The following is a 23,351-nucleotide window of genomic DNA, read 5'->3' as shown; positions in this document are numbered from 1 at the left end:
CCGATGTCCGATGCCGACGACGACTGTGAACGGATGACGCCCTCGCGCCGGGCCGTGCTGGGCGCTGCCGGTGCGCTGTTCGCCTGGTCCTTCGTGCCGAAATTCGCCTATGCGGCGGCGGGGGCGCGCGATCCGCGCTTCGTGCTGGTGGTGCTGCGCGGGGCGCTGGACGGACTTTCGGCCGTGCCGCCGATCGGCGATCCCGATTATGCGGGCCTGCGTGAGGATATCGCGCTGACGAAGGACGGGGCGGATGCGGCGCTGCCGCTCGACGGCTTCTTCTACCTGCATCCTGCGATGCCGAACCTGGCGCGGCTCTATGCGGCCGGGCAGGCCAGCATCGTGCACGCGGCAGCGACGGGCTATCGCGAGCGCTCGCATTTCGACGGACAGGACGTGCTCGAAAGCGGGCAGGGCGGTCCCGGCAAGACCGAGAGCGGCTGGCTCAACCGGCTGATCGCCAATCTGCCGCCCGGCGAGACCGTGTCGCGGCGCGGCGTGCTCGGCGTCGGCGTGGTGCCGCCGCTGGTGGTGCGCGGCGAGGCTCCGATCCTGGGCTGGGCGCCACCGCGGATGCCGCGCGCCGGTGCCGATCTGATGACGCGGCTGTCGGATCTCTACGGGCAGCGCGACCCAGGCCTTGCACGCGCGCTGGCGCAGGCGATCGAGACCGAGGGCATCGCCGCGCGCCGCGGCATGAGCGGCGAGGTCCGCGGCGGGCAGGGGCCCGACAGCGCCGAGGGGATGAAGCGAATCGCCGAGGGCGCGGCCGGGCTGGTCGGCGCCGATGACGGCCCGCGCATCGCCGCGCTCGCCTTCGAGGGCTGGGATACCCATGCCAACGAGGGTGGCGCCAAGGGGCGGCTGGCGCAGCTTCTCGGCGGGCTCGACGGCGCGCTGGCAACCTTCGAGCAGGGGCTGGCCCCGGTCTGGAAGGATACGGTGGTGATGGTCGTCACCGAGTTCGGCCGGACCGCCAAGGTCAACGGCACGGTCGGCACCGACCACGGCACCGGCACGGTCGCGTTCCTGGTAGGCGGCGCGGTCAAGGGCGGGCGGATGATCGCCGACTGGCCGGGTCTGAAGCCCGAGCAGCTGTTCGAGAAGCGCGACCTCAAGCCGACGACCGACATCCGCGCCGTAGCCAAGGGCGTGGTCTCCGAGCTGTTCGGGCTATCGGGGCCGGTGCTGGCGGAAAAGGTGTTCCCGGGGAGTGGGGGTCTGGCGCCGATCGGCGGGCTGGTGGGGTAGGGCGTTCTACCTTCTCCCCTCGGGGGAGAAGGGGTTAGGCCCACTCCCTTTGCGCGAGCCTGGCCTCGAAGGCTTCGATCTTCGGGGCTTTTTCCATGGTCAGGCCGATGTCGTCGAGGCCGTTGATCAGGCAGTGCTTGCGGAAGGGGTCGATGTCGAAGGTGACCGTGCCACCGTCGGGGCCGGTGATCTCCTGCTTTGCGAGATCGACCGTCAGCGTGGCGTTGGAGCCGCGGTCGGCGTCGTCGAAGAGCTTTTCGAGGTCCTCATGGCTGACCACGATCGGCAGGATGCCGTTCTTGAAGCAGTTGTTGTAGAAAATATCGGCGAAGCTCGTCGAGATCACGCAGCGGATGCCGAAATCCAGCAGCGCCCAGGGCGCGTGCTCGCGCGACGAGCCGCAGCCGAAATTGTCGCCTGCGACCAGGATCTCGGATTTGCGGTAGGCTGGCTGGTTCAGCACGAAATCGGGGTTTTCCGAGCCGTCCTCCTTGTAGCGCATCTCCGCGAACAGCGCGGTGCCCAAGCCCGTGCGCTTGATCGTCTTGAGGTACTGCTTTGGGATGATCATGTCGGTGTCGACATTGATCACCTTCAATGGCGCGGGGGTCGAGGTCAGCGTGGTGAAGGGCTGCATGGGAAACTCCTGATCGACAGTCCTTTAGCCGAACTCGGGGGCTCCGCAAAGATGGCGCAAGGCCCTGACGGCGTTGCGCTCGCGTCAATGCGCTGCCGTCAGATATAGGCGATGTAGCGCCCGGCTGCCGCGACGCCGAGCCAGATCACCAGCGAGAGCGCGGCCGGCACCCGCGCGGCGCGCGCCGTCATGCCGGGATAGCCGCGCTTCAGCGCGTGCTCGAGCCAGAGCACGTTCAGCAGCCCTATGGCGATTAAAGCGAGCTTGATCTGGAAGGAGGGGTTCCTGATGATCGCGCTCGCCTCGGGCGTGAACAGCACGAGACCTGAGACAACCAGCACGCAGAAGGCGCCGATCGCGACGGGGCGGAAGCGGCGGATGACGGCCCCCGTGGCGTCCTCGCGGAGCGCGCCGAGGACGCGCAGATCCATGATCGCGACACTGGCGAAGAAGACCAGCACGGCCAGGACATGCACGACGTTGGCGACGGGATAGATCAGCACGGCGTCACGGATCAGGAGGCCGAAGCCCGAGCGTTCGAGCCAAAGCAACGGATTGGGAATGCCGTGCTCCACCGGCTCATCTCAACTCGTAGCGCTTGCCGGCGACCTCGATCCATTCCGCCCGCATCTCGCCCGGCTTCACGCGGCTGGGGTAGCCATAGGCCGTGATCGTGGTGCCGATCTTGATCAGGCTCTCGATGGCGCCGCGCGACTGCATTCGCGAAGGCGGGGCGAAGGTCAGCTCCCAGTCCTTGCCGTCGGCGGCGGTGAGATCGACATGAACGTGGGGATTGACGAATTCGAGCGTCTTGACCAGCCCGGTCAGCGTCACCGGGTTTTGGGCGTCATAGGAGCCCCAGCCGTGATGGGCGAGGGCCGCGGCGGGGAGGGCAAGAGCAGCAGCGGCGAGGGCAAGGCGGCGCATGGGGCGTCTCCGGTTCGGGGCGGCGTCTGCTGCAGTAGAAGCGGCGATGGCGACTTCACTATGGCCGGACAAGCGGTCCCATCGTCGCTGCGTCTCACATTTGCGTCGTAAGCAGCTTGAAGCTTGCGAAGGCGAAGAAGGCGGCGAGGCATGCTTCCGCTCGCCGCCGAATCCTGCGGTAGCCCGCGATCATGGATGCCGTCGAAAACAGCACGGCATAGCCCTGATTGATGACGAGCGAGATCAGCGCGCAGCCGACGATGATGGCGCAGACGACCGATACCGGCGCATCGGGGCGCAGGCCGAGCGCGATGATCGCCGTCCAGCTCAGGATCGCCTTCGGGTTGGTCAGATGCATGAGAAGGCCGCGCAGCCAGGTGCGCCGGCCCGAGGCGACGGCCTGAACCGGAGGCGCCTCGTTCCGCATCGCCGAACGGGCGGAGCGCCAGGCGAGATACAGCAGATAGAGCCCGCCGAGGATCTTGATGCCGTAGAGCGCTTCGGGATGGGCGACGATCAGGCTCGACATGCCGATGGCGGCCAGGATGCCCCAGGTCAGGGAGCCCGTGGTGACGCCGAGACCGAGGATCATGCCGGCGCGGCGTCCGCGTTCCATCGAGGTCGCCATGATGACGAGATTGCTCGGCCCGGGACTGGCGACCGCGACGATGAAGGCGGAATAGACCAGTGCCAGCTGGGGCCAGTGCCGCATGAGTTCGTCCAGCATAATCAGTCTATCGCTCCGCGGCCGCTTCGATCGCTTCCATGTCCTCGTCGGAAAAGCCGAAATGGTGGCCGATCTCGTGGACGAGCACATGGGTGACGATGTCGCCCAGGCTTTCTTCGTTTTCCGCCCAGTAGTCGAGAATCGGGCGGCGGTAGAGGTGTATCATGTTGGGCATCTGGCCCGTCTGCGGGCCGGAGCCCTGCTGGGGCAGGCCGATGCCGGAGAAAAGGCCGAGGATGTCGAATGGGCTCTCGGCTTCGAGTTCCTTCAGCACGTCGTCCTCCGGAAACTCCGTGACGTTGAAGACGACGTCGCTGCAGAGCGCCTGGAATTCGGCTGGCAGCCGGTCGAAGGCGGCCTGGGCGAGGATTTCGAACTGTTCAGCGCCGGGCGCCTTCGCCTCGTCCCAGGCGACGGAGGGCGAGGACTGCGCGTGGGCCGATGCGCTGGCCGATGCGGAAACGGAGGGTACCGAGCCCATCACCAGACCTTCAGTTGATGGCCGAGCCACCAGGCCAGCACGATGACGCCCAGCAGAGACAGAGAGCGGCCGATGCGCCGGCCCCAGAGCTCGATCTTGTCGCCCTCGGGCGCGTCGCCGCCGGCGAAATGGTCGGCGGCGCGGCCCATCGATGAGCCCAGGAAGCTCTCGTCGTCGCGCTTGACGCGATCGAGCGCGGCCTTGGCCTCGGCAGCGCGGGCGGCTTCGCGGGGGTCTGTCGACATGTTTGCTACCCCCGCCTGCCTTTTCTCACCCCATCGTCCTGACATCGACGAAGTGGCCCACCAGAGCGGCGGCCGCCGCCATCTGCGGCGAGACGAGATGCGTGCGACCCTTGAAGCCCTGGCGGCCCTCGAAATTGCGGTTCGAGGTCGAGGCGGCGCGCTGGCCCGGCTTGAGCTGGTCGGGGTTCATCGCAAGACACATCGAGCAGCCCGGCTCGCGCCATTCGAAGCCGGCCGCGAGGAAGATCTTGTCCAGCCCCTCGGCCTCGGCCTGCTGCTTCACGAGGCCAGAGCCCGGCACGATCATGGCGTAGTCGAGCGAGCCTGCGATGGTCTTGCCCTCGACGATCTTTGCGACCGCGCGCAGATCCTCGATGCGGCCATTGGTGCAGGAGCCGATCCAGATCACGTCGAGCGGGATATCGACCATCTTCGTGCCGGCCTTGAGGCCCATATAGTCGAGCGCGCGCTGCTTGGAGCTGCGCTTGGTCTCGTCCTCGATCAGAGCGGGGTCCGGCACGGCGCCTGCGACCGAGATCACGTCCTCCGGGCTCGTGCCCCAGGACACGATCGGCGGCAGGTTGTTGGCGTCGAGCTTCACGATTCGGTCGAAATAGGAGCCCTCGTCGGAGGCCAGCGTCTCCCAATAGCGGACGGCAGCATCCCAGGCGTCGCCCTTGGGCGATTTGGGGCGGCCCTTGAGATAGGCATAGGCCTTCTCGTCGGGCGCGACCATGCCGGCGCGGGCGCCGCCCTCGATCGACATGTTGCAGAGCGTCATGCGGCCTTCCATCGAGAGCGCGCGGATCGCCTCGCCGGCATATTCGATGACTGAGCCGGTGCCGCCGGCGGTGCCGATCTCGCCGATGATGGCCAGCGTGATGTCCTTGGCGGTGACGCCTGAGGCCAGCGTGCCGTCCACCTGGACGAGCATGTTCTTCGCCTTCTTCTGGATCAGCGTCTGGGTGGCGAGCACATGCTCGACCTCCGAGGTGCCGATGCCATGTGCCAGCGCGCCGAAGGCGCCGTGGGTCGAAGTGTGGCTGTCGCCGCAGACGATTGTCGTGCCGGGCAAGGTGAAGCCCTGCTCGGGGCCGACGATGTGGACGATGCCCTGGCGAATATCGAGCTCGTTGAAATACTCGACGCCGAAATCCTTGGCATTCTTCGCCAGCGCCTCGACCTGGATGCGGCTCTCCTCCTCGACTATGCCCTTCGAGCGGTCGGTGGTGGGGATGTTGTGGTCGACGACGGCCAGCGTCTTGTGGGGAGCATGGACCTTGCGGCCCGTCATACGCAGGCCCTCGAAAGCCTGAGGGCTCGTGACCTCATGGACGAGGTGGCGATCGATGTAGAGCAGGCAGGTACCGTCCTCTTGCCGGTCGACGATGTGGTCGTCGAAGATCTTGTCGTAGAGGGTGCGGGGAGTTGCGGAAGAGGTCATGGCTTGGATGCCTTTTGGCGGGTCGAGACGAAATCGAGTGGGCCGGCACGGGTCCGGCGGCGCGCTGCAACAGCCTGTCGCCGGCCGGAGGGCCGGTCTCAGGCGCTGGTAAGGCCTGCGGCGATCGACGCGGTGAAGCGGCCGAAAAAGCGCCAGGGCAAGCGGGCATGATCATGCAGCGCGGCGAACCCTTGAGTCGTTGGCAGGCGCAGGTTCACCTCGCGGCGCACGGCGCAGCGGCGGCTCCTCTCGACTGGTCGCGGTCTCGTCATGGCGGGGTTCTAACAGTTCCAGACTGCAGCGGCAACGAAGCCGATGCGTCCTGCGCGGGCTGCTGCTATGCAGGCAGTGGCGCGGCTCGCGCCTTGCAACGAGACGGATGAGACGATGCTGCGGTTCTTTCCCTTCATGGTGCTGGCGGTCGTCGCCTATGCCGTCGCGGTCACCGTGATGGGCCTGCCGCTCGGGCGCGAGATCGTGAGTTTCCCTCTGCCCTCGACCTCGCATTTCTCGCTGACCGTCAGCGAGCTCCTGCTGGCGATCTCGACCATCGTGCTGTTCTTCGAGATCATGAACGCAACCAGCGCCCGGTCGAGCTCGATCGTCAACCACGGCCTCTCGATGCTGGTCTTCATCGTCAGCTTCGTCGGGTTCCTGCTGATCCCCGGTTTCGGCACCGGCACCTTCCTGATCATCACGCTGATGGCGCTCGTCGATGTGGTGGCGGGCTATTCGATCAGCATCCTGACGGCGCGCCGCGACATGACGTTTGGCGGGCAGGAGTGAGCGGCACGGCGCTCAGAGCTTGAGCCTCGACATGCTTCGATTGTGAACGATCCGCAGGATGGAGACGCCGTCGCGGCTTGGCCTGTAGAGTACGATATGCGCACCATGCTCGTGCCGGCGGACGCCTTCGCCGATCATAGACGCAGCGCGGCCCATGTGCGGGCTGTCCGCGAGCAATTGAAAGACGTGGTGGAGACGCTCGGCATAGGCTTCCGCCTGCGCGACGCCGAACTGCTCGTAGCCATAGAGAAAAATCTGATAGAGGTCGTCCGTGGCCCGCTTGCTCAGGCCGTAGCGTGTCACGCGACGTCGCTGCGAATTTTTGCGGCGGCTTTCGCGCGCGCCAGGATGCCCGGGATCGTCTCGTCACTGATCCCGCCGGCGTCGGCCTCCGCGACAAGCCGCTGCAGATCCTCAAGCGAGTATTCGAACACGTCGCGGCGCTGGCGATCCTGCCGGATCAATTCGCTGACATAGTCGCTGGTGCTGGCGATGGAGCCCTGCTCAATCTGTGTGTCGATCCACCTCTTGTGGTGATCCGGCATCGAGATGGTGAGCGTGACCATGGCTTCGTCTCCCTGATCGAAAGCTAGAGGCTGCGCCGGGTGATCGCAAGGCAGCCCGTCTGATCCTGCAGGCGAGCGCAACCACAAAAAACGCGGCCCCGAGGGACCGCGTTGAAACTTCCTCGCACTAAAGCCCGAAGCTTACTTCGCGACGACCTTGGTGCCCTTGGGCGGACGGGCCTCGACGCGCTCGGCGATGCGGGCCGACTTGCCGCGGCGATCGCGCAGATAATACAGCTTGGCGCGGCGCACCTTGCCCTTGCGGATGACCTTGATGGAATCGATGTTGGGCGAATAGAGCGGGAAGACGCGCTCGACGCCCTCGCCATAGGAGATCTTGCGGACCGTGAAGGCCTGGTTCAGACCGCCGCCATTGCGCGCGATGCAGACGCCTTCATAGGCCTGGACGCGGCTGCGCTCGCCTTCCTTGACCTTGACGTTGACCTGCACGGTGTCGCCCGGCTGGAAATGCGGAATCTCGCGGCCTTCGCTGAGCCTGGCGACCTGCTCCTGGTCAAGCTGTTCGATGATGTTCATGGTTCTCTCCATGGCCGTTGTCGCGTGTGTTCACGCGGGCGTTACGGCGCGCTGTTTTCAGTTGAAGCGCGGGCCATACAGGAGGCGGGGGCGTTTGTCGAGCGTGCTCGCGTGCGCTGCGGGCTTGGCCGGCACTACGCCGCCATGCCATAGGCTTGCGGCAACGAAAAAGACATCCAGGGACGAACCGTCATGCCTTCGACTGCCAGCAAGGTCGCGCTCATCACCGGAGCTGCGCGCGGCATCGGGCTCGCCACGGCGAAGCGCTTTTTGGCCGAGGGCTGGCGGGTGGCGCTGCTCGATATCGAGGCTGAGACGCTGGTACAGGCGATGGAAGAACTGGCGCAGCCCGAGGCGACGCTGGCGCTGCCCTGCGACATCTCCGATCCCGCCGCGATCATCGATGCCTTTGCGGCGCTCATCGCGCGGTTCGGACGTCTCGATGCGCTTGTCAACAATGCCGGCACTGCCGTGTTCAAGCCGCTGCTGGAAACCAGCCATGAGGAGTGGAACCGGGTGCTCGCGGTCAACCTGACCGGGCCCTTCCTGACGACGCAGTCGGCGGCGCCGCTCATGGCCGATACGGGTGGTGGCGCGATCGTCAACATCACCTCGATTTCGGGGCTGCGGGCATCGACGCTGCGCGTCGCCTACGGCACCTCGAAGGCGGCGCTCGCCCATCTCACCAAGCAGCAGGCGGCCGAACTCGCCTCGCTCGGCATCCGGGTCAATGCGGTCGCGCCGGGGCCGGTCGATACCGCCATGGCCAAGGCGGTGCATTCGCCCGAGATCAGGGCCGATTATCGCGACGCCATCCCGCTTGCCCGCTATGGGCTCGAGGAGGAACTCGCTGAGGCGATCTTCTTCCTGTGCAGCGACAAGGCGAGCTACATCACCGGCCAGATTCTTGCCGTGGATGGCGGCTTCGACGCAGCCGGCATCGGGCTTGCCACCCTGCGCGGCGAGCGCCGCAATCTTTGAGCAGGACGTGCGCGTGCGGTCACTGCCCTTTGGCGCCATTCCGAAGTTTTCGCGCAAAAGTTCATAACTAAACTTTATCACAATTATCGCCTCGAGCGCTTGCACCCTTCGCCGCCCTTCCGCAGTGTATGATCGGGAAAAAGCCCGCTGCTTCGCTCGACGGAGCCAATGAAGGGCGAGTTGGGAGGCGATCATGACTGCGACAGGCGCCGCTCAGGCGAAACACGACGCGCGCCCGTGGCTGGCGCATTATCCTCCGGCGGTTCCGCCTCGAATCGACGAGACCAAGGTCGGTACGCTCGCGGCCCTGATCGGTTCCGCTTGCGAGACCTATGCCGCGCGCCCGGCCTTCGAGAGTTTCGGCGCCACGATCAGCTTCGCGGAGACCGGCCGGGCTGCGCAGGCCTTCGCGGCCTGGCTTCAGGCAAAAGGCTTCCAGAAGGGCGACCGGGTCGCCTTGATGATGCCCAATATCCTGGCCTATCCGGCGACGATCTTCGGGGCGCTGATCGGCGGCTTCACCGTCGTCAACGTCAATCCGCTCTACACGGCCCGGGAGCTGACGCATCAGCTCAACGATTCCGGCGCGCGCGCGCTGGTGGTGATCGAGAATTTCGCCCATGTCGTCGAGGAGGCGCGGTCCGGGCTGAAGCTCGATACAATCATCGTCGCCACCGCCGGCGACCTGATGGGCTTCAAGGGCTCGATCGTGAACTTCGTCGCCCGCAGGATAAAGAAGGTCGTCAAGCCGTTCCATCTGCCAGGTTTCGTGACGCTCAAGGCGATCCTGGCCGGCCATGGCACGATGACGCCGGTGACCGTCCTGCCCGACGACGTCGCCTTCCTGCAATATACCGGCGGAACCACGGGCGTCGCCAAGGCCGCAACGCTGACGCATCGCAACGTCGCCTCGAATGTCGAGCAATCCGGCCTCTGGCTCGGCTGGGCGCTGGAGCCGCCGCTCGGCCGCAGCGACTACCAGCATGTCATGATCACCGCGCTGCCGCTGTATCATATCTTCGCGCTGACATGCTGCTGCATGTTCATGTTGCGCATCGGCGCCAAGGGGCTGCTGATCGCCAATCCGCGCGACATCTCCGGCTTCGTCAAGACGCTGAAGGCGAGCCGCTTCACGCTGATGTCGGGCGTCAATACGCTCTACAACGCGCTCGCCAACCATCCCGATTTCAAGAGCGTCGATTTCTCCGAATTGCGCTTTTCGGTGGCGGGCGGCATGGCCACGCAGGCTGCCGTCGCCAAGCGCTGGAAGGACGTCACCGGCAAGCCGATCGTCGAGGGCTACGGGCTTTCGGAGACCTCGCCGGTCGCCTCGATCAACCGGCCCGACATCGCCGAGTTCACCGGGACGATCGGCTTTCCGCTGCCCTCGACCGACATCGCCATCCGCGACGCCGAGGGCAACGACATGGCTTTGGGAGAAGCAGGCGAGATCTGCATCCGCGGCCCGCAGGTCATGGCGGGCTACTGGAACCGCCCCGACGAAACCGCCAAGGTGATGACGCCGGACGGCTTTTTCCGCTCCGGGGATGTCGGCGTGATGCTGCCGGACGGCCAGATCAAGATCGTCGACCGGATGAAGGACATGGTCCTGGTCTCGGGCTTCAACGTCTATCCCAACGAGGTCGAGGACGTGCTCGCCTTGCATCCGGGCGTTCTGGAGGCGGCGGTGGTCGGCTTGCCTGACGAACATTCGGGCGAGGCCGTCACCGCCTTCGTCGTCAAGCGTGATGAGGCGCTGACCGCCGAGGCTTTGCGCGCCTTCTGCAAGGACAACCTGACCGGCTACAAGGTGCCCAAGCAGATCGTCTTCCGCGAGAACCTGCCGAAGACCAATGTCGGCAAGGTCCTGCGCCGCGCGCTGCGCGAGGAGGCGGCGGTCAAGCGCTGAGCTTGATCGCCGCGACAGGGCTGCTAGCTTCCGGTTCGTGCGGCGCGCGTCGCGATCCCTTTGGTCGATCTACAAGGTTGCTTTTGCCCCATCGTCTCGCTGAACTGCCTTTGCTTCGCCGCCTCAAGCCGGGACTCCATGTCCATGACGAGGAAGCGCTGAACGCAGAGCCGGGGCTGGATCTGCTCGACGAGGCGATCACGCCGGTCGACGCCTTCTTCATCCGCAACAACGGGGCGCTGCCGGAGATCGGACCGGTCGAGGACTGGCGGCTGACGATAGACGGCGAGGTCGAGCGGCCGATGGTCTGGTCGGTCGCGGCATTGCGCGAGCGCTTCGAGACCGTCACGCTGACCGCCGTACTCGAATGCGCCGGCAACGGCCGGTCGCAGTTTTCGCCTGCGACGGATGGCCTGCCTTGGCGGCTCGGAGCCGTCGGCTGCGCGCGCTGGACCGGAGTGCGGCTGCGCGACGTGCTGGGCGAGGCAGGCGTCAAGCCCAGCGCCGTCTATACCGGCCACTACGCGCCTGACCGGCAGATCGCCGCTCCCGAGAAGGCCGCCCTCTCTCGCGGCCTGCCGATCGCCAAGGCGCTCAACCCTGAGACGCTGATCGCCTTCGCGATGAATGGCGAGCCGCTGGCGCCTTTGCATGGTGCGCCGCTGCGCATCGTTGCGCCGGGTTTTCCGGGCTCGGCCTGGCAGAAATGGCTCGACAGGATCACGCTACGTGACCGTGAGCATGACGGTGAGAAGATGTCCGGGACGAATTACCGTCTGCCGGTTTCTCCAGTGAAGCCCGGCGAGGCGATCGACCCTGCGCAGTTTGCGGTGATCACCGACATGCCGGTCAAGTCGGTGATCACCATGCCCGTGCACGGATTTTCGGCGCAGGCCGGCACGAGGCTGAAGGTGGCGGGCTTCGCCTGGAGTGGGTCGATTCCGGTCGAGGGGGTACGGGTGTCCGGTGATGCCGGTGAGAACTGGGTGGAGGCCGCGCTGGAAGACGGGGAGGGGCCTTTCGCCTGGCGGCGTTTCGAGGCGCATGTGCCGATCGCGCAGGCCGGGCCACTCTCGGTGATCGCGCAGGCGCGCGATGTCGACGGTCATGTGCAGCCGCTGGACGTGGCGCCGTGGAACCCGCGCGGCTACTGCAACAACCAGGCGCAGAGGGTGAGCGGGGCGGCGCGCGGCGCCTGAATTGCTGCCATTGTTGAAAGACGTTGATGGTGAGTGTCGCGGATCGAACGATGAAATTGGTACCGCTTCATTTAGCGAAGGCTCAATTCTCCCGTCTCGTCGATGAGCAGCGGGCGGTGATCAACGGCTCTCGAGCTTTATCCCGTCGTAGCGAGCGCAGCGAAGTAATCCAGTGTGGCGCGACGCTGCTGGATTGCTTCGGAGCTCAAGCTCCTCGCAATGACGGTGAGTCCATGAACCGACGCGTTTTTCTGTCCGGCGCCGCAGCGCTCCTGTCTTCGACGGGAGCGTTAGCCCAATTCACGCCACCAGCACTCTCGGCACACGAAGCCCATGAGCAGGCGCAGACCGGCAAGCTCCTTCTGATCGATATCCGCACGCCTGCCGAATGGACCGACACCGGCATCCCGCAAGGTGCGATCAGGCTCGACGCGGAAAGCGCCGGCTTCGAGATCAGATTGGCAGGCCTGCGCCTCGACAACCCCGGCCGCCGCATCGCCCTGATCGATCGCACCGGCGGCCTCTCTGTCTCGGTCCAGCAGCGATTCGCGGGCAGAGGCTGGCGCGATCTGCTGGCGGTTCGCGGCGGCATGCTGGGAGCACCTGGCGTCAAGGGCTGGCTGGCGGAGGCGCTGCCCGTGACGGGCTATCCATAAGACAGCAGCAATCATCAGTGATTGATGGCGGCCATGAATCTGATATGGTCATCTCAGTTGACCATATGGAGTGACCATGGCCGCGTTTCGATCGATCAGCGCCTCGGAGTTCAAGGCGACATGCCTGGACGTGCTGAAGCAGTTCGACGAGCGCAAGCTTGATCAGGTGACGATCACCCGGCGTGGCAAGCCCGTCGCGATCCTGACGCCCACGAACTCGATCGCGGCCGATGTGGAGGGTCTGCACGGTTTCATGCGAGGCACCTTCAGCTTCCCCGAAGACGCCGATTTGACCGCCCCTACTCTCGAAGAGCCTTTCGACGCAGAGGATGGCGTTTTGCATCGATGAACCCGCATCGGGACGCCGTCCTGCTCGACACCTGCGCCGTTCTTTGGCTCGCGAATGGCAGTCCGATGTTGGCTTCGGCCCTGCGTGCGATCAGCGCCGCAGGGCTTGCAAATGCGATCCATGTCTCGCCGATATCGGCTTGGGAAGTCGGCCTGCTGAGCCGGACGCGCTCGGGCAGGCCCGTCGAATTCGACTTCCGACCGGATCCGAAAAGCTGGTTTGCAGCCTTCATGTCCGGGCCGGGTATCCGCGCCGCGGCATTCGACGCCGACATCGCCATCGGCGCCTCGCATCTGCCCGGCGAGCTTCATGGCGATCCAGCCGACCGGATGATCATCGCGACAGCCCGCCAACTCGGACTGCCGATCGTGACGCGCGACCGCAAGATCATCGCTTATGCGGAGGCGGGCTTCGTCGAAGCCATTCCCTGCTGAAGCAAATCCGGCCGCCTCTCCTGCGTAATCCGCTCCGCTTCCGACCGCCGCCATTTCGCGATGCGGGCATGGTCGCCTGACAGCAGCGCCTCGGGCAGGCCCCGGCCCTCCCATTCGCGCGGCCGGGTGTAGTGCGGATATTCGAGCAGGCCGTTCTCGAAGCTCTCGTCCTGGCCCGACAGCTCCTTGCCCATCACGCCGGGGATCAACCGGACGCAGGCGTCGAGCAGCACGAGCGCCGCCATCTCGCCGCCCGACAGGATGTAGTCGCCGACCGAGATCTCGGTTAGGCCGCGCCCCTCGATCACGCGCTCATCGACGCCCTCGAACCGGCCGCAGACGATCACGACACCCTCGCCCATCACCCAGTCGCGCACCTGCTTCTGCGCCAGTGGCCGCCCGCGCGGCGACATCAGCAGCTTCGGCCGCCGGTCCTCGGCGGGCACGGCGGCATCGATCGCCGCCGCCAGCACGTCGCAGCGCAGCACCATTCCGGCTCCGCCGCCCGCCGGGTTGTCGTCCACGTTGCGGTGCCGGCCGATGCCGTGGTCACGGATCTGATGGGTCTCCAGCGTCCACAGGCCCTTGCGCAACCCCTCTCCCGCCAGCGAAACGCCGAGCGGACCCGGAAACATCTCGGGATAGAGCGTCAGGACGGAGGCGCGGAACGGCATGTGTGAGCCTGTCTGATACCAAGACAAAACGCGACGTCATTCCGGGCGAGCGAAGCGAAGACCCGGAATCCATCGTAAGGCGCGACGGTGCCCGACGATGGATTCCGGAGCGGCGCGGCTTCGCCGCTTGTCCGGAATGACGCGGTGCTTGTTTACAGGGTGATCGGCTTTAACCGAAGCGCAGCGCCGGCAGCCCGTCCAGCGCAGTGAAATCCTTCGCGCTGGCGATGACGTTGTCGAAGCTGGTGAAGGCCTCCGCGCCGAGCATGGTCAGGATCGCGATCGCGCGCATGCCGGCGCGGCGCGCCGCCTCGATGCCGTTGGGCGCATCCTCGAAGACGATGCAGGTTTCCGGCGCGACCTTCATGCGTTCGGCCGCGCCGAGGAACAGGTCCGGATTGGGCTTGCCGCGAAAACCCTGCGAGGGCGCGATGATGGTGGCGAAGCGCGGGCGCAGGCCCAGCGCGTCGATCACCACGTCGATGTTGCCCGGAGGCGCCGCCGAGGCCAGCGCCATCGGCACGCCGGCGGCATCCGCGCGCGCCATCAGGTCGAGCAGGCCCGCAAGGGCCGCCACATGCGGCCGATAGGCCTCGCGATAGAGGAGCTCCTTGTCCTTGCCGAGTTTGGCGATCTCTTCGGGACCCGCATTCGGAAACAGCGGCCTGAGGATCTCATCGGACGCCATTCCGGCCGTATTGGCGAAGAAGCTGGCCGGATCGAAGGGGAGGCCGTGCTCCGACAGCAGCCGCCCCCAGGCATCCTCGTGGAAGCGCATGTTATCGACGATCGTGCCGTCCATGTCGAAGATCAGCGCATGGACCGGAGCAGCGCTATGGGGTGTCGTCGGCATCGAACAATCCTTCCGGCGGAACCGCCTCGATCCGCCGGGCGGCGATGTCGATGCGCGGCGCGAAGGCCTTGGTGAACGGCATCAGCACCGACCGCCCATCGACCAGGGCGATGTCGAGCAGATCGCCGGCGCCGTAATTGGCGACCGTCGTGACGGTGCCCAGCGCCTCCCCGCCGGGACCGACGACGGTGCAGCCGATCAGGTCGGCCTGCAGGAACTCGTCCTCGTCCTCGGGGGCGGGAATCCTGTCGCGCGCGACGAAGAGCTGGACGCCGTTGAGGCTTTCGGCGGCCTCGCGGCTGGCGATGCCCTTCAGGCGGGCCACCACCACCTCCTTGGAGGGCCGTATCTCGGCGATCTCGAACAGACGCCCCTTGTCGTCGGACAAGGGGCCGTATTCGGCGATCGCCAGCGGATCGCCGGTGAAGGCCTTGATCCGGACCTCCCCCTTGATGCCGTGGGCAGCGCCTATGACGCCGAGCAGGACGAGGCTGTCGTTGCTCATCGGAAGAACTCTGGAAGCGCGACCACACTCCCTCCCCCCGCTTGCGGTGGGGAGGGTTGGGGTGGGGGGGAGATTCGACGGGGCCTGACGGCAAGCCTTGTCCTGCACGCCCCCCCATCCCTAACCCTTCCCCACCGCAAGCGGGGGGAAGGGGACAGGTCGAGCGTCGGCACGCTCACGCCTCGGCTTCGGCTTCGGCCGGTGCAGCGCTCTTGGCGGCGTTCTTCTCGGCGCGCTCCTTGGCCTTCTCGCCGGGAACCGCCTTGTTGGGGTTGTTGCGGGCGGGGCGCTTGACGACGCCGGCGGCGTCCAGGAAGCGCAGCACGCGGTCGGTAGGCTGGGCGCCCTTGGCGATCCAGTCCTTGGCCTTTTCGAGGTCGAGCACGACGCGCTCGGGCGAATCCTTCGCCTTCATCGGGTCATAGGAGCCGATCTTCTCGATGAAGCGGCCATCGCGCGGCGCGCGAGCATCGGCAACGACGATGCGGTAATAGGGGCGCTTCTTGGCGCCGCCACGGGTCAGGCGGATCTTGAGGGACATTCTGGTTCTTCCTTACTGTTCGTTTTCGCGTTTCACATCGGCGATCGCTGCTGCCAGCTCCGCCTCTCCATCCATCGACACCGACTTGAACACTTCAAAGTCGATGCTTCCGTCCTCACAGACATCGATCTCCCACTTCTCTCCAGGAAGATTCGCCACGATCGAAATCGCGTCGTCCCGGTAGATCGTGGGGGAATGGTCGATACCCGCATCTTCCAGCTGCTTCTGGATCGCCCAGATCTTCGCCAGCATCTCTTCGGCACTGAAACTCATGGTGTCGCTCAAGCCTTGTTGTCGTCGACCAGTTGGTCGATCATCGCCCAGGGATCGTCCTTCATGCCGGTCGACGTGAAGACTTCGAGATCGATGGAGCCGTCCTCGAGAACGTCGATTTCCCAGTATTCCCCGGGCGCATGCACGAAGAAGGAGAAGGCGTCGTCCCGGTAGGATGAGGTTTCATAGGACAGGTTGGCGTCGTCGAGACGGGCCTTGACCTGCTTGAACACGTCGAACATGCCGACGCGCATTTCGGTCGGTTTGGTCATTTCTTCTTGCCTCCGAAGGGATTGTTGCGCCCAAGCCCCGGAAGACCACTTCCCAGCCCCGGCAGCCGCGGCATCATTCCGGCAGGTGGTGTGACGCCCTTGGGCAGGCCGGGAAAACCGCCCGGCGACAGGCCGGGCATACCGCCGCCCGCGCCGCCCATCTGCTTCTGCAGTTCGGCGAGCTGGGCGGGGTCCATCTTGGAGGGGTCGAAACCGGCCGGCATGCCGGGCATGCCGCCGCCGCCGATCCCGAACATCTGGCCGAGCTTGCCGAGCATCCCGCCCTTCTGCTTGCTCATGGCCTTCATCATGTCGGCCATGCCGCGATGCATCTTGAGCAGCTTGTTGATCGCTTCGGGCGTCGTGCCGGAGCCCGCCGCGATGCGCTTCTTGCGGCTGTTCTTCAGCAGATCGGGATTCTTGCGCTCCGCCGCCGTCATCGAATCGATGATCGCGATCTGACGCTTCAGCATCTTGTCGTTCATGCCGGCATTGGCGAGCTGGCCCTGCGCCTGCTTCATGCCGGGCAGCATCCCCATCACGCTGCCGAGGCCGCCCATCTTCTCCATCTGCTGGAGCTGCATCCGCATGTCGGCGAGGTCGAAATTGCCCTTGGCCAGGCGCTGGGCCAGAGCCTGCGCCTTCTCGACATCGACATTCTCGGCCGCGCGCTCGACCAGACCGACGATGTCGCCCATGCCCAAAATGCGGTTGGCGACGCGCGAGGGGTGGAAATCCTCCAGCGCATCGACCTTCTCGCCCGTGCCGACGAGCTTGATCGGCTTGCCGGTGACGGCGCGCATCGACAGGGCCGCGCCGCCGCGGCCGTCACCGTCCATGCGGGTCAGCACGATGCCGGTCAGCCCTACGCGGGCATCGAAGGCGCGCGCGGTGTTGACCGCGTCCTGGCCGGTCAGCGCGTCGGCGACGAGCAGCACCTCGTGCGGGTTCGTCGCCGCCTTCACCTCGGCGACTTCCGCCATCAGCGTGTCGTCGAGCGTGACGCGGCCCGCCGTGTCGAGCATGACGACGTCGTAGCCGCCGAGCTTGCCCGCTTCGATCGCACGGCGCGCGATCTGCACGGCGGACTGGCCGGCGACGATCGGCAGCGTCTCGACGCCGACCTGCTTGCCCAGAATCGCAAGCTGCTCCATCGCGGCCGGACGACGCGTGTCGAGCGAGGCCATCAGGACGCGCTTCTTGTTGCGGTCGGTCAGGCGCTTGGCGATCTTGGCCGTCGAGGTCGTCTTGCCCGAGCCCTGCAGGCCGACCATCAGGATCGGCACCGGCGGCACGGCGTCGAGCGTGATGCCCTCGCCCTCGCCGCCGAGCATGTCGATCAGCGCGTCGTTGACGATCTTGATGACCTGCTGGCCGGGGGTGATCGACTTCAGAACTTCGGAGCCGACAGCCCGCTCGCGCACCTTGTCCGTGAAGGAGCGCACGACTTCGAGCGCGACGTCGGCCTCGAGCAGCGCCTTGCGCACCTCGCGAAGCGCGGCGTTGACGTCCTCCTCGGTCAGCGAGCCCCTGCGGGTGAGCCCGGAGAGGATGCCTGACAGCCTGTCGCTCAGAGTACCGAACATGCGGACCTGCTTGCTTGCCTTCAGGGACCGGCAGCGCGAAGCCTCATCGCCAAACGGTTTTGCGCCCGAGGGCGCGGACGCGCTGTCGGGCGTTGACCTCCGGGCTCGTGATGCGCGCTGGCGCGGCCCGGTCGGCGGATGGGGTCTCGACGATGTCGGCGAAACGAATGCGCGGGTTAAAGCGGCAGATTGTGGGGAAAGTCAAGTTTGCCGCGACACCGACCACCGGCCGCATAACGGCCCTGATTGCCGGGCAGAGGCTGCCGGCCTTCCGCAAATCGAGGACGACATGCCAGGTCAGGGTTGCCGCAATCTCGCCGCCTTCGCGCTCCTGCTGCTCATCGCCGGCTGTGCTGGAGAGCCGCGCCGCACGACTCCGCTCGCCCCGAAGGCCGCCGAGCGTCTGGCGACCGTCCGCGTCGATCCGGCCGCCGCCGCCCGCATTCTTAACGACTACCGCAGGGGCCGGGGCCTGAGCCCCGTCACGCTCGACCCCGCCCTCAGCGCCATGGCCCAGCGCCAGGCCGACGCCATGGTCGCCTCGAACACGCTTTCGCACGATACCGGCGGCAGCTTCGGCGCGCGGGTCCACGCGGCGGGACTCGACGCTTCGCGCGCGGCCGAGAACCTGGGCGCGGGCTACTATTCGACCGAGGAGGCCTTCGCCGGCTGGAAAACATCCTCCGGTCACGACGCCAATCTGCGCATGGCGGAAGCGACTCGCTTCGGCATCGCGCTGGCGAAGGATCCCGGCACACGATACGGCGCCTGGTGGGCCTTCGTAATCGCCGGCGAGCCGTAGAGGCGACGCGAGATGTCCGCCGCGCCGGTGGGCTGGTTCGGGTCGAACAGATATCGCTGACGGCATCGCTGACGCCGGCGGTGGCGAATTCGCCCCGTCACCCCGGCTCGGGTGCGGGTAACGCCGGCTGCGCGGCAATCCACGCCATGAACGACCGTAGCGGCCGTCGCGCCTCTGCGCCCTGTCGCAGGACGAGCCAGTAGGCGAGCCCGAGTTCGACCGCCTCGCTGAAGGGATGGACCAGCCTGCCGCTGGCAAGCCAGGCTTCCGACAGGCGTTCTCGCGCCAGGGCAACGCCCTGCCCGTCGGTCGCTGCTCGCAGAAGAAGGGCGGAGCTGGCAAAGCGCGAGCCCGCTGCGATTCCGATCCCCTGGGGCGCGAATTCGTCCAGCCAGCGGCTCCACTGCGCATTCGGATCGCCGTCGTGAAGCAGGGGCACCGTCGCCAGGTCCCCGAGGCATTGCAAGGCCGAGGCTAATCCCGGCGAACAGACCGGCCGAAGCCTGTCGCTCATCAGCGGAACGGCACTGACGCCGGGCCATGGACCGGCTCCCATCCGGATCGCGAGATCGCAGCCCCCCGATCGCGGATCGACGATCCCCTTGCCCTCATCGAGCCAGATATCGATCTGCGGATGAAGCGACTGGAAACGCGGCAGACGCGGCATCAGCCATTCGGACGCGAACGAGGCCGTCGTGCTGACACGCACGACGTGATCGCTGACCTCGGTCAGACCGTGCGTTCCATCATGGAGGAGATCGAGCGCACGCCCTGCGATCTCGGCATAAGCCGCGCCGGCCTCGGTCACGACCAGCCGCCCTCCGAGGCGCTGGAACAACGGCCTTCCGATCCACGCTTCGAGCTGCTTGATCTGACGGCTCACGGCGCCATGGGTCACGCCGAGTTCCGCCGCGGCAGCCAGCGTCGTGCCATGGCGAACCGCCGCCTCGAAGGCCTTGACGGAATTGAGCGGCGGTAATGTTCGCGACACTGTCGAGCCTGTGACTTTTTCGCACACGATATCGAAAATTGCGCATTTCGATCCGCCCGACAACCATGGCAGACGATGGATCTCACGGAGAGAGACCAGCATGAACGATCGCATCGCCCCCACGAGCCATCCGATAGACCCTGCGCTGGCCGCGCGCTGGAGCCCACGCGCATTTGCATCGAGATCGATCGAGGCCCCCATCGTCGCCTCGCTGTTCGAAGCCGCACGCTGGGCACCGTCGGCCAGCAACCTCCAGCCCTGGGCCTTCATCCACGCATCCCGCGGGACGTCCGATTTCGATCGGCTGCACGGCTGCCTGAACGCGGGCAATGCGGCGTGGGCGGGGCATGCGGCCCTCCTGGTGCTGGCCATCGCACAAACGATGAAGGCGGACGGCAGCAGCAACGCCTTTGCCCGCTACGATCTGGGCCAAGCCGTCGCGCATTTGACGTTTCAGGCCATGGCCTCGGGCCTCCACGTCCACCAGATGGCCGGCTTCGATGCCGAGAGGGCGCGATCGGAGACCGGCATACCACCCGGTTACGAGGCCGTGAGCGCGATCGCCATCGGTTATCTCGGCGATCCCACCGGCCTGCCGGACCCGTTTCAGGACAGGGAGCGGGCCCCACGCGTCAGGAAGCCCGCAGACACTGTCCACTTCGTCGGTCGCTGGCCGGGACAGGGCGGGTAGGGCTCGCCTCCGGCTCCTCCCACCGTCCCCGGGAAAACCTTGGGCATGGCAGCCCTCTTTACAAACCGCCGCAGCTAGGGATGGCTCGCATCATCGCCACCGGAACCAGCTGCCATGACCTTCGAAACCTGGGCCGCCTTCGCCGCCGCCACCGCCGTCCTGCTGGTCATCCCCGGCCCGACGATCCTGCTCGTCATCTCCTATGCGCTCGGCCAGGGCTGGCGCACCGCATTCCCGATGTCGGTCGGCGTCGCGCTCGGCGATTTCACCGCGATGACGCTGTCCATGCTCGGCGTCGGCGCGCTTTTGGCAACGTCGGCGACCGTCTTCACGGCGCTGAAATGGGTCGGCGCGGCCTATCTGATCTATCTCGGCATAAAACTCTTCCGCGCCGGCGGCAGCCTCGATGCCCAGCCGCGCAAGGATGCCGCCTCGGCCTGGAAGATGCTCGGCCATGCCTGGCTGGTGACGGCGCTGAACCCCAAGGGCATCACCTTCTTCGTCGCCTTCCTGCCGCAGTTTCTCGATGCGAAGGCCGATTTCTGGACGCAGATGCTGATCTTCGAGGCGACCTTCATCACGCTCGCCTTCGCCAACGCACTCGGCTACGCGCTGATCGCATCCCGTGCGCGGTCCGTGGTCGCCAACCCGCGCGCGATCGGCCTGTTCAACAAGGCGGGCGGCACGCTGCTGGTCGGAGCGGGCATCGCAACGGTCGCGGTGCGCTCGGGGCAGGGCTGAGCGAGCCGGGCCTCGACGCGTGACGAGTCCTCACGAACGCGCGAGCCTCTTGACGGGCCCCTAACCCATCCCACCTTCAGCGTCATGACACGCCGCAAGCTTCTGGCTCTCCTCGGCCTTCCCGCCCTCCTCGCCTCGGGCGGCGTCGCCTGGGCGTCCTTCGCCCGCTCGCGCAATCCCTATTACCAGGGCCCGGTCACCGGAAACTTCGACGGTTTGCGCTTTACCGACGGCCGCGCGGTCAACAAGGGCCTGCTCGACGTGCTGAAATGGCAGACCGCCGGGCGCGACCGCGAGGCCTTCCCGGCCCGCTACCCGACCCCGCCGCAGGACAAGCCGCCGGCCCGCGTCGAGGGCGTCCGCATCGTCCATCTCGGCCATGCCTCGTTTCTCTATCAGGTCGCGGGACTGAACCTGCTGATCGACCCGGTCTACTCGCAACGCGCCAGCCCGCTCTCCTTCCTCGGTCCGATGCGCGTCAACGAGCCGGGTATTTCCTTCGACGATCTGCCGCCGATCGACGCCGTTCTGATCACGCACAACCATTACGACCATCTCGACCTCGCGACGCTGGAGCGTCTGCACCGGCGCGACAAGCCGCTGATGATCATGCCGCTGGGCAACGACACCATCGTCAAGGCGCGTATTCCCGACGCACGGACGCAGGCGCATGACTGGAGCGCCCGCATCGCATTGTCGGACGCGGTCTCCGTGACGCTGGTCCCGTCCTATCACTGGTCGGCGCGCGGTGCGCTCGATAGGCGCATGGCGCTGTGGTGCTCCTTCATCGTCGAGGCGGCGGGCACGAAGATCTTCCACATCGGCGACACCGGCTATCACGACGGCTCGCTCTACGACCGGCTGGGACAGCAATACGGCCCGTTCCGCCTCGCGGTTCTGCCGATCGGCGCCTACGAGCCGCGCTGGTTCATGTCGGACAACCACATGAACCCGGAAGAGGCGGTCAAGGTCATGGCCTCATTGCGCGCGGGAGAGGCAATCGGCCATCACTGGGGCACCTTCCAGCTCACAGACGAGGGCATCGAACGGCCCGTCGAGGCGCTGAAGCTCGCGCTGGATCAGGCCGGTTTGCCGCCGGAGCGCTTCAAGCCGATGCGTCCGGGACTGAGCTGGACCGTGTGAAATCGGCACAATTCTACTGCTTTTTCACCCACAGGCCTCATCCTGAGGAGCGAGCCGAAGGCTTGCGTCTCGAAGGATGCTCGAGATGGTTCGGAAGCTGGCTGGAGCATCCTTCGAGACGCCGCTGCGCGGCTCCTCAGGATGAGGGCTTATGTGAATGTACGCCCAGCCTCACTTCGGCTGGACGTACACGTTGATCTCCAGATTCGGGTCCCCGGGGTCTGTCAATTCGCTGACATACTCCTCCAGGAAGGCGTCCTTCACGACGATGCTCTTGGCCTCCAGATAGGCGGTGATCGTCTCATAGGTCGAATCGATGTCGTCATAGGGCGCCACGTGCACGAAGCGCAGAGACGGCCCGGCCGGCGACACACCGGCGCGGATGCCGTTCGTCGTCGGTGTCCTGTCGGGCGTGCGATCGACAGGCAGCATGGCCTCGAAGCGAAAACCGTTGTCGTCGGTCTCGACGAACAGCGACAGCGGCCGGCCCGCAATCGCTAGGCCCGACCGGGCCGCCTCCTCGCGCAGGACGCGGAAGCTCTCCGTCAGCCGCTGGAAACCCTGATCCCAGCTTGACTGGCCCGAAATCATCAGCACTGGCTTGCCCACGAGCACGACAGGATCGACATCGCTCGGATCGCCCGCACGCCCTGCGAGCGTCGAATTGGGATCGGGTATGCCTGTCCGCTGCTGCGGCGTCACGGGCGGCGCCGGCAATAGCTGGCCCGGAGGCGGCAGCGTCGGCGGCGGTTGAACCGGCTGGGGCTCGAGCGGAACGGTCGGCGCCGGCGCGGGCTGCACCGGCTGCGGCGTCACCGGCAGTTGCGGAGCCGGCGGCGGCTGCACCGGCTGGGGTTCGGCCGGCAGGGCCGGCTGCGCCTGCACAGGGACGGCACCCGGCGGCGGCGCCAGCGGAGCCGATTCGACCGGGCTCGGCGGTGCAACGCGTGTCTGGGCGCTGGCCAGTGAGGCCGAGCCCGCCATTACGACGACCGCCAGAACGCCAATCCAAAAGTGCCGCATCATCATGGTCCTGATCAAACAGATCGATTCGCGCCCTTGCAGCGCAGCATAGAATGTCCATCTCGTCGCAGGAACGGCCCCGAGGGTGGCTTTTTCACGTCGGCTCCCTCATAGGACCGTCATCGCT

General features: G+C 66.3%; 32 protein-coding genes. 12 read left to right on the top strand and 20 right to left on the bottom strand.

The annotated features are described in order from the left end of the window. Positions 1–3 precede the first annotated feature (3 nt). Positions 4–1,251, top strand: a complete 1,248-nt coding sequence (locus AXW83_RS11265) for a DUF1501 domain-containing protein (RefSeq protein WP_066613465.1) — start codon at positions 4–6, stop codon at positions 1,249–1,251. Positions 1,252–1,285: 34 nt separating this feature from the next. Here the strand turns inward: AXW83_RS11265 and leuD are convergent, their stop codons facing one another. The 8 genes from leuD to AXW83_RS28040 all read right to left on the bottom strand — a co-directional run bounded on the left by leuD (position 1,286) and on the right by AXW83_RS28040 (position 5,942). Further along, positions 1,286–1,888 (bottom strand): 3-isopropylmalate dehydratase small subunit, encoded by a 603-nt coding sequence (gene leuD / locus AXW83_RS11260; protein WP_066613463.1) that lies wholly within the window; start codon positions 1,886–1,888, stop codon positions 1,286–1,288. A 98-nt stretch (positions 1,889–1,986) separates the two neighbouring features. Beyond that, a complete protein-coding gene (locus AXW83_RS11255) occupies positions 1,987–2,463 on the bottom strand; it encodes a DUF6644 family protein (protein WP_066613461.1) in 477 nt (158 codons plus the stop codon). Positions 2,464–2,467: 4 nt separating this feature from the next. Then, positions 2,468–2,815 (bottom strand): DUF6152 family protein, encoded by a 348-nt coding sequence (locus tag AXW83_RS11250; RefSeq protein WP_066613459.1) that lies wholly within the window; start codon positions 2,813–2,815, stop codon positions 2,468–2,470. 94 nt (positions 2,816–2,909) lie between these two features. Then, positions 2,910–3,542 carry a LysE family translocator gene (locus AXW83_RS11245; protein ID WP_236841881.1) on the bottom strand — a complete coding sequence of 211 codons (633 nt, stop codon included), beginning with the start codon at positions 3,540–3,542 and terminating at the stop codon, positions 2,910–2,912. A gap of 7 nt (positions 3,543–3,549) precedes the next feature. Continuing rightward, the gene (locus tag AXW83_RS11240; protein ID WP_082767070.1) at positions 3,550–4,023 is read right to left on the bottom strand and encodes a metallopeptidase family protein; all 474 of its coding nucleotides are present in this window, start codon (positions 4,021–4,023) and stop codon (positions 3,550–3,552) included. Continuing rightward, positions 4,023–4,268 (bottom strand): hypothetical protein, encoded by a 246-nt coding sequence (locus tag AXW83_RS11235; protein ID WP_066613457.1) that lies wholly within the window; start codon positions 4,266–4,268, stop codon positions 4,023–4,025. The genes AXW83_RS11240 and AXW83_RS11235 overlap by 1 nt, the downstream gene beginning before the upstream one ends. 25 nt (positions 4,269–4,293) lie before the next feature. Continuing rightward, positions 4,294–5,712 (bottom strand): 3-isopropylmalate dehydratase large subunit, encoded by a 1,419-nt coding sequence (gene leuC / locus AXW83_RS11230; RefSeq protein ID WP_066613455.1) that lies wholly within the window; start codon positions 5,710–5,712, stop codon positions 4,294–4,296. A gap of 98 nt (positions 5,713–5,810) precedes the next feature. After that, positions 5,811–5,942, bottom strand: coding sequence for a hypothetical protein (locus AXW83_RS28040; RefSeq protein WP_257722118.1), 132 nt, complete (start codon positions 5,940–5,942; stop codon positions 5,811–5,813). Positions 5,943–6,099: 157 nt separating this feature from the next. Here AXW83_RS28040 and AXW83_RS11225 point away from each other — a divergent pair, with 157 nt between their 5' ends. After that, positions 6,100–6,498 (top strand): hypothetical protein, encoded by a 399-nt coding sequence (locus tag AXW83_RS11225; RefSeq protein WP_156639950.1) that lies wholly within the window; start codon positions 6,100–6,102, stop codon positions 6,496–6,498. Between the two features lie 12 nt (positions 6,499–6,510). Here AXW83_RS11225 and AXW83_RS11220 read toward each other — a convergent pair whose 3' ends face one another. From AXW83_RS11220 to rplS, 3 genes are all read right to left on the bottom strand, one after another. Next, positions 6,511–6,801 (bottom strand): type II toxin-antitoxin system RelE/ParE family toxin, encoded by a 291-nt coding sequence (locus AXW83_RS11220; protein ID WP_066613451.1) that lies wholly within the window; start codon positions 6,799–6,801, stop codon positions 6,511–6,513. Further along, positions 6,798–7,064, bottom strand: coding sequence for a ribbon-helix-helix domain-containing protein (locus AXW83_RS11215; protein WP_066613449.1), 267 nt, complete (start codon positions 7,062–7,064; stop codon positions 6,798–6,800). Before AXW83_RS11215 ends, AXW83_RS11220 begins: the two co-directional genes overlap by 4 nt. 141 nt (positions 7,065–7,205) lie before the next feature. Beyond that, positions 7,206–7,601 carry a 50S ribosomal protein L19 gene (rplS, locus tag AXW83_RS11210; RefSeq protein ID WP_066613447.1) on the bottom strand — a complete coding sequence of 132 codons (396 nt, stop codon included), beginning with the start codon at positions 7,599–7,601 and terminating at the stop codon, positions 7,206–7,208. 192 nt (positions 7,602–7,793) lie between these two features. Between rplS and AXW83_RS11205 the strand changes: the two genes are divergently transcribed. The 6 genes from AXW83_RS11205 (at position 7,794) to AXW83_RS11180 (ending at position 13,129) form a co-directional block, all read left to right on the top strand. Further along, a complete protein-coding gene (locus tag AXW83_RS11205) occupies positions 7,794–8,582 on the top strand; it encodes an SDR family NAD(P)-dependent oxidoreductase (protein ID WP_066613446.1) in 789 nt (262 codons plus the stop codon). A gap of 193 nt (positions 8,583–8,775) precedes the next feature. Beyond that, positions 8,776–10,491, top strand: a complete 1,716-nt coding sequence (locus tag AXW83_RS11200) for an AMP-binding protein (RefSeq protein ID WP_066613444.1) — start codon at positions 8,776–8,778, stop codon at positions 10,489–10,491. Positions 10,492–10,601: 110 nt separating this feature from the next. After that, positions 10,602–11,690 carry a sulfite oxidase gene (locus tag AXW83_RS11195; RefSeq protein ID WP_066613442.1) on the top strand — a complete coding sequence of 363 codons (1,089 nt, stop codon included), beginning with the start codon at positions 10,602–10,604 and terminating at the stop codon, positions 11,688–11,690. A gap of 26 nt (positions 11,691–11,716) precedes the next feature. Further along, positions 11,717–12,346 carry a rhodanese-like domain-containing protein gene (locus AXW83_RS11190; protein ID WP_156639948.1) on the top strand — a complete coding sequence of 210 codons (630 nt, stop codon included), beginning with the start codon at positions 11,717–11,719 and terminating at the stop codon, positions 12,344–12,346. A 76-nt stretch (positions 12,347–12,422) separates the two neighbouring features. Then, positions 12,423–12,695, top strand: a complete 273-nt coding sequence (locus AXW83_RS11185; RefSeq protein ID WP_066613436.1) for a type II toxin-antitoxin system Phd/YefM family antitoxin — start codon at positions 12,423–12,425, stop codon at positions 12,693–12,695. Further along, positions 12,692–13,129: a type II toxin-antitoxin system VapC family toxin gene (locus AXW83_RS11180; protein ID WP_066613434.1), complete on the top strand. Its 438-nt coding sequence runs from the start codon at positions 12,692–12,694 to the stop codon at positions 13,127–13,129. The genes AXW83_RS11185 and AXW83_RS11180 overlap by 4 nt, the downstream gene beginning before the upstream one ends. Here AXW83_RS11180 and trmD read toward each other — a convergent pair. The 7 genes from trmD to ffh all read right to left on the bottom strand — a co-directional run bounded on the left by trmD (position 13,090) and on the right by ffh (position 17,833). Next, on the bottom strand, positions 13,090–13,803 hold the full coding sequence (trmD, locus tag AXW83_RS11175; RefSeq protein WP_066613425.1) for a tRNA (guanosine(37)-N1)-methyltransferase TrmD: 714 nt from the start codon (positions 13,801–13,803) through the stop codon (positions 13,090–13,092). The two genes, AXW83_RS11180 and trmD, sit on opposite strands and share 40 nt — an antisense overlap. Positions 13,804–13,972: 169 nt before the next feature. Beyond that, positions 13,973–14,656 (bottom strand): HAD family hydrolase, encoded by a 684-nt coding sequence (locus tag AXW83_RS11170; RefSeq protein ID WP_066613423.1) that lies wholly within the window; start codon positions 14,654–14,656, stop codon positions 13,973–13,975. Next, positions 14,637–15,161, bottom strand: a complete 525-nt coding sequence (gene rimM, locus AXW83_RS11165) for a ribosome maturation factor RimM (RefSeq protein ID WP_210179662.1) — start codon at positions 15,159–15,161, stop codon at positions 14,637–14,639. Before rimM ends, AXW83_RS11170 begins: the two co-directional genes overlap by 20 nt. A gap of 175 nt (positions 15,162–15,336) precedes the next feature. Next, entirely contained in the window at positions 15,337–15,702 is a 366-nt protein-coding gene (gene rpsP, locus AXW83_RS11160; RefSeq protein WP_066613419.1) for a 30S ribosomal protein S16, read from the bottom strand. A 12-nt stretch (positions 15,703–15,714) separates the two neighbouring features. Continuing rightward, positions 15,715–15,987, bottom strand: coding sequence for a hypothetical protein (locus tag AXW83_RS11155; RefSeq protein ID WP_156639945.1), 273 nt, complete (start codon positions 15,985–15,987; stop codon positions 15,715–15,717). Continuing rightward, entirely contained in the window at positions 15,984–16,247 is a 264-nt protein-coding gene (locus AXW83_RS11150) for a hypothetical protein (protein WP_066613406.1), read from the bottom strand. The genes AXW83_RS11155 and AXW83_RS11150 overlap by 4 nt, the downstream gene beginning before the upstream one ends. Next, positions 16,244–17,833: a signal recognition particle protein gene (gene ffh / locus AXW83_RS11145; RefSeq protein WP_066613403.1), complete on the bottom strand. Its 1,590-nt coding sequence runs from the start codon at positions 17,831–17,833 to the stop codon at positions 16,244–16,246. The genes AXW83_RS11150 and ffh overlap by 4 nt, the downstream gene beginning before the upstream one ends. A 289-nt stretch (positions 17,834–18,122) precedes the next feature. Between ffh and AXW83_RS27515 the strand changes: the two genes are divergently transcribed. Next, entirely contained in the window at positions 18,123–18,635 is a 513-nt protein-coding gene (locus tag AXW83_RS27515) for a CAP domain-containing protein (protein ID WP_066613400.1), read from the top strand. Between the two features lie 97 nt (positions 18,636–18,732). On the opposite strand, the gene AXW83_RS11135 is transcribed toward AXW83_RS27515, so the two are convergent. Beyond that, positions 18,733–19,626: a LysR substrate-binding domain-containing protein gene (locus AXW83_RS11135; protein WP_168166088.1), complete on the bottom strand. Its 894-nt coding sequence runs from the start codon at positions 19,624–19,626 to the stop codon at positions 18,733–18,735. A 100-nt stretch (positions 19,627–19,726) separates the two neighbouring features. Here AXW83_RS11135 and AXW83_RS11130 point away from each other — a divergent pair, with 100 nt between their 5' ends. The 3 genes from AXW83_RS11130 to AXW83_RS11120 all read left to right on the top strand — a co-directional run bounded on the left by AXW83_RS11130 (position 19,727) and on the right by AXW83_RS11120 (position 22,201). After that, complete coding sequence (locus AXW83_RS11130; RefSeq protein WP_066613397.1) at positions 19,727–20,317, top strand: nitroreductase family protein; 591 nt, start codon at positions 19,727–19,729, stop codon at positions 20,315–20,317. Between the two features lie 114 nt (positions 20,318–20,431). Next, entirely contained in the window at positions 20,432–21,058 is a 627-nt protein-coding gene (locus tag AXW83_RS11125) for a LysE family translocator (RefSeq protein ID WP_066613396.1), read from the top strand. Between the two features lie 84 nt (positions 21,059–21,142). Beyond that, the gene (locus tag AXW83_RS11120; RefSeq protein WP_066613395.1) at positions 21,143–22,201 is read left to right on the top strand and encodes an MBL fold metallo-hydrolase; all 1,059 of its coding nucleotides are present in this window, start codon (positions 21,143–21,145) and stop codon (positions 22,199–22,201) included. A 171-nt stretch (positions 22,202–22,372) separates the two neighbouring features. Here AXW83_RS11120 and AXW83_RS11115 read toward each other — a convergent pair whose 3' ends face one another. Continuing rightward, positions 22,373–23,224 (bottom strand): GyrI-like domain-containing protein, encoded by an 852-nt coding sequence (locus AXW83_RS11115; RefSeq protein WP_156639939.1) that lies wholly within the window; start codon positions 23,222–23,224, stop codon positions 22,373–22,375. Positions 23,225–23,351 lie beyond the last annotated feature (127 nt).

The organism is Bosea sp. PAMC 26642, from assembly GCF_001562255.1.
Lineage (GTDB): Bacteria > Pseudomonadota > Alphaproteobacteria > Rhizobiales > Beijerinckiaceae > Allobosea.
Note: the sequence above shows the minus strand (reverse complement) of the source record. Positions and strands in the feature narration are given on the sequence as shown.